This is a genomic window from Vibrio sp. S11_S32, from assembly GCF_014694465.1.
Lineage (GTDB): Bacteria > Pseudomonadota > Gammaproteobacteria > Enterobacterales > Vibrionaceae > Vibrio > Vibrio algicola.
Map to the genome: position 1 here is coordinate 1 of NZ_JAAUWS010000090.1, position 4,445 is coordinate 4,445.

Consider the following 4,445-nt stretch of genomic DNA (forward strand, 5'->3'; position numbering starts at 1 on the left):
TGACGCGCTCCGCTTGTCTCAATTCGTAGACCAAGAAAGGAAAATGCTCCGCATTTCTTTCCTGGTCCACGAATGGTTTTGTAAAAGACAAAAGCATTTGCCAGAAAGTGGATGAAATTGAAAAATGACCGTTAGAGGGTGTTTTTTGTTTGAAACCGGTTTGAAAATTTTTACCCTGTAAATCGCGGTAAAAGCGTTACAAACTTACAGCGCGAATTCTGGGTAAGTAGGGGCTAGTAAGTGCTTAATAACGATGTCAGGAGGCTTTGAGGAGCTTAGGTGGGGTTTTTTGATAGCTAACTACGCTATTGAACATAATGACCATTTTGCGAACTATAAATGCTAGTTCGCAAAATTTATAAAGGTTTTAATCATTTAATCGTACCAGAAATAAAGCATATAAAATTAGTGTTTAAAAATTCGGTTGAGAATTATAAAAATACTTGTATAATCCCCGCCCCAATGCAATCATGTATTAAATAGTTATGTGTAGAATTACTTCGGAGGTGTTCATATGGATATGGAAGCTACAGTAGTTACACGTAAATGTATTGTAACTGGAAAATCTATGTCAAAATCAAAAAACCCGCTAGAGTTAATTGCAACGGATCCTGTTGAGCTGAGCTTGGTTTCTGTTAAGTCTAAAATGATGATGATAATTGCCTCGCTAATTAGACAGAGCGGGATGACTCAGGCTGAGATCGCCAAGAAAATGGGGGTAAGCCAACCTAGAGTTAGCAATTTAATGAATGGTAAAATATCTAAATTTTCTATTGATATGCTTATTGAAATGCTAGGTCATTTAGGATTTTTAATGGATGTTAAATTTAACCCATCAAATATGGATGCGCCTATTAGCATGGACGTAAAAAAAACGGCTGTTTAAAGCCGTTCTGCATTAATTATAAGGACTTGTGCCGAGTCTTTATAAGTTCTTTGTGCTTCTTGTCGGTGCCTGTTGAGGTTTTATTATAGGCATGTATTATATGGAGAGTTTGGCCTTTTATGACGTAAACGACTCGATAGGCTGGCTTTCCATTTTTTATTATTTCTATAACGCCTTTCCCTAGTTCAGGCATTGCCTTTGTTCTCAAATTTGATTCAAAACCATATTTTATCGACTCTATGCTTTGAACAAATTGCTCTCTGATTTTTATTGGAAACCCTTCAATTTCCTCTTGCGACTTACCGTGGAACTGAACCTCTTTTTCTTTCATTAAAACCTCCCATTTTTGGTTTGTAGATAAATGTGTCTAAATTTATATATCTAGTCATAGTTGTTACTCCGTTTGTTAATCCAATCCCTAATTTAAAGTTATAGGGACATTCCATTGTACTGTTTTTAGGTGTATTTTTGCAAACACTAAACATACAAATTCTTATATAATTTTGATTTTTTTTATCCATTATATGGGGGGGAGTTATTTATGTGGTTATTTTATAGAAATGGTTGCGATTTGAGGTGGTTATAGATAATCTTTCATCAGATGTGAAAAAGGCAGCCCTGCAAGGCTGCCCAATTCGAAATACTTCTGCACCGAAGTCCTTTCAGTTTAACCACTCAAATGACCTCTATCAAGTATTTCTGCACTAGTTTTGGATTCAAGATGTTTTGGAACTGGCGATGCACATCATTCACCGACCAAGGGACAGTCCGATAGGTGAAAGGTAAAGGCACTAATCATAACTTGCATTAAGCACGATAAAACCGCCTCTTGTAGCTGCTAGAGAGGGCTTGCGGAAAAGGAATAGTTGATTAGTGTTGTGTGACTTGGATGGGGGGCGAAAGCCTTTACACACAGCGCAGGGCAGCCCGAAAGGGTAAGAGAAAAATCTCCACGGAAAGCGACCAAAATGATACTCAAATCACTACAAAAAGTAGTCGAAATGGGTAGGGGTCGGCGCAGCCGAAAGGGCTCATTCTGCGGATCTATTCTTCTTTCTGAGCTTTCTCTTCGATGAACCTTTTGGCTATCTTATCTAGCTCGTTGATTGTGATTACACTTCCATCTTTATACGTAAATACACCACTTTCTAATAATTGAGCTAAGTTTTTCCTTTTCTCACGAAGCCTATCTCTTTGAGCCATTTTACTTCTTGTTTCTCTTCGTTCTCGGTCAAAGCTAAGGTTTGTTCTTTTGTTTATTTGCTCTGCATGACTTAATTTTTTATGGGCTAACAATTTAGTCTTTTTTGATTCTTCGTAGTGCATTTCTACATTTCTTTTTGTCTCTTTAAGGGCTTCATTGGCTTCTTTTCGACATTGCTTTTTGTAGCTCTGTTGGAGTTCTTGATAACGTTTTTTTTCTTCTTCTGCTTCAGTTCTTTTCTTGCTTAATTCTTTGTCTGACCATTTAACAACAAGTGTATTTAAGAAGCTGATTAGAGCGCATAGACATAACGTAAATACTCCAATGTAGAGCCATGATTGCCACTGAATCCATAACGTTTTTTGTCCTTGAGCAAGAGTGTGAAGTTGCCCTGATTGATCTTGTTGAACGAGATAGATTGAATTATCTGGGGCTAAATAGGGGATAAATGGCGCAGCGATTATGGCTCCAATGAAAATGACAAAAGTAATAGCAAACATTCGGATCATCGTAGATAGACCTCTGTGATTTCTGGACGGAAATGACCAAGTTCCTGAGACACAATTTTCAGAACATCATCTCGCTCTTTGATATTCCAAGAGAGTTTTTCAAATCGATCTTGGGCATAGCTGTGCCGTAAGCCGTGGGCTCCATGGGAAAATCCGAGTCCACGCTGACTAGCTTTGCTAAACGCAGATGAAAAATTAAGACCGCCTGCCACATCATAATGACTGGTATAAAATACGCCTCGGTCTGTTACTTTCTGAGGCTCTTGGAACCTGCGGGCTTCTAATTTTTCAGCCAGTTCAATGGGGATTTTTACTTCTCGTATTAACCCACCTTTCCCGTTTACTGTGTAGGTTTTGGATTCAGCTAGGTGTGAGAACTTTTGGGGGTGAACTTCTCTAGGTGATGCCTTTTGTTCGTCTACCGGTCGAAGCGTAAACATCTCATGAGCACGTAAACCGGCTTGATGACAAATCTGTGTCGTTAAGGCGTGTTTGTCAGATTGATGAGAGATGATTCTTTGAACTTGTTCATTAGAATAGGCTCGGGATTTTTCGATGGTTTCTCTTTCTGATTTTACAATTTCAAGAGATTGAGAGGGAGAGAGTTGGTGGGTAACATTTTGCATCATGGATTGGAGCGCTTGGCGATCCATGTTCAATGTTTTTTGACTCACTTCCGTGGCTCTAATATGTAAATATTGAGTGGCGATGTTAGGTGTGATTTCTCGAAGAGATCCTAATTTATATTCTTTTAAATATTCAGCGCAACTTTTCAGAGCTTGTTCGTAGTTTCGAGCCGTTCCGACTGATTCAATAGCGTTACCCTGTCCCTGCATTTCTTTCATAACAGAGGCCGCTTGTTTTTCTGCCTTGGCAAAATGTCCTCTAGCCATTCTTTACGATCCCTGCTTTTTGAAGAAATCTTAAAATGGTAGATCGAGAAGCCGATAGATTGTGCTCTGTTCGAAGGTGAAGTTCGATCAAGCTAAGGCTGGCACCGGATTCGTACATTTTTTTTATTTCAAACCGGTAAGGCGTCAGTTTTGATGGGCGAGGTTGATACTTTCGGTGTTTACGTAATTTCCGCTCTGACTTGGCTGCTTCAATAGCTGCTATTGGGTCAAAATTATCCATGGAATACCCTTTTGTAAGAACAAGCCAAATCGTAATGATTTGGACGGATTAACCGTTCGCCAGTTTGTCTTTACGCAGACAGGTTGACCGTTCCACCCTAATTTCGTCTATGACCAGTTCATAGAAACTGCATGAATTTTGAAGTCACTTACTTTGAGATAGTGCATCTGGTACATGTTTCCAGATGGTGCTTTGTTAACAATGGCGCACACCACCAAAGACATAACTCAATTTATGATTCTCTGATCAAACGGGAGTTAGAATGCACGTAAGTCGATTTATCGACTAGGTTCCTGCTAAGCCGCAGTAGGCATGAACCTAAAGTATACGGTTTGCTTTTGTTAATTACAATATCATTATTGTTGCGCCTAAGTTGTTGCGTGAAATGTATAAATAACCTTATAGTTGCACGCTATGTAAGGAAATCTATGATTTCTACATAGCGTGCAACTTGTTGCGCGAAAATTTGCGAAAATTCGCCTTAAAATAAGGGGCGTCTCCGACCCGTTTTTAAGGTGGGTTTGAGTGAATTTGGCAGGGGTCAGGGGATGCAGTCCCCCAAGCGAGGTGTCGTTCGTAAGATTCTGACGCGCTCCGCTTGTCTCAATTCGTAGACCAAGAAAGGAAAATGCTCCGCATTTCTTTCCTGGTCCACGAATGGTTTTGTAAAAGACAAAAGCATTTGCCAGAAAGTGGATGAAATTGAAAAATG

Annotated in this window: 5 protein-coding genes; 1 reads left to right on the forward strand and 4 read right to left on the reverse strand. The window is 39.4% G+C overall.

What is annotated here, in order from left to right; all coding sequences use genetic code 11:
• The first annotated feature begins 514 nt into the window (after window positions 1-514).
• Complete coding sequence (locus HC723_RS16435) at window positions 515-886, forward strand: helix-turn-helix domain-containing protein (protein WP_190339853.1); 372 nt, start codon at window positions 515-517, stop codon at window positions 884-886.
• A 16-nt stretch (window positions 887-902) separates the two neighbouring features.
• Here HC723_RS16435 and HC723_RS16440 read toward each other — a convergent pair whose 3' ends face one another.
• The 4 genes from HC723_RS16440 to HC723_RS16455 all read right to left on the reverse strand — a co-directional run bounded on the left by HC723_RS16440 (window position 903) and on the right by HC723_RS16455 (window position 3,733).
• The gene (locus HC723_RS16440) at window positions 903-1,217 is read right to left on the reverse strand and encodes a type II toxin-antitoxin system RelE/ParE family toxin (protein ID WP_190339854.1); all 315 of its coding nucleotides are present in this window, start codon (window positions 1,215-1,217) and stop codon (window positions 903-905) included.
• Window positions 1,218-1,930: 713 nt separating this feature from the next.
• Entirely contained in the window at window positions 1,931-2,590 is a 660-nt protein-coding gene (locus HC723_RS16445) for a hypothetical protein (RefSeq protein ID WP_190339855.1), read from the reverse strand.
• Between the two features lie 5 nt (window positions 2,591-2,595).
• On the reverse strand, window positions 2,596-3,492 hold the full coding sequence (locus tag HC723_RS16450; protein ID WP_110957891.1) for a tyrosine-type recombinase/integrase: 897 nt from the start codon (window positions 3,490-3,492) through the stop codon (window positions 2,596-2,598).
• On the reverse strand, window positions 3,485-3,733 hold the full coding sequence (locus HC723_RS16455) for a hypothetical protein (protein ID WP_110957890.1): 249 nt from the start codon (window positions 3,731-3,733) through the stop codon (window positions 3,485-3,487). The genes HC723_RS16450 and HC723_RS16455 overlap by 8 nt, the downstream gene beginning before the upstream one ends.
• Window positions 3,734-4,445: the final 712 nt, after the last annotated feature.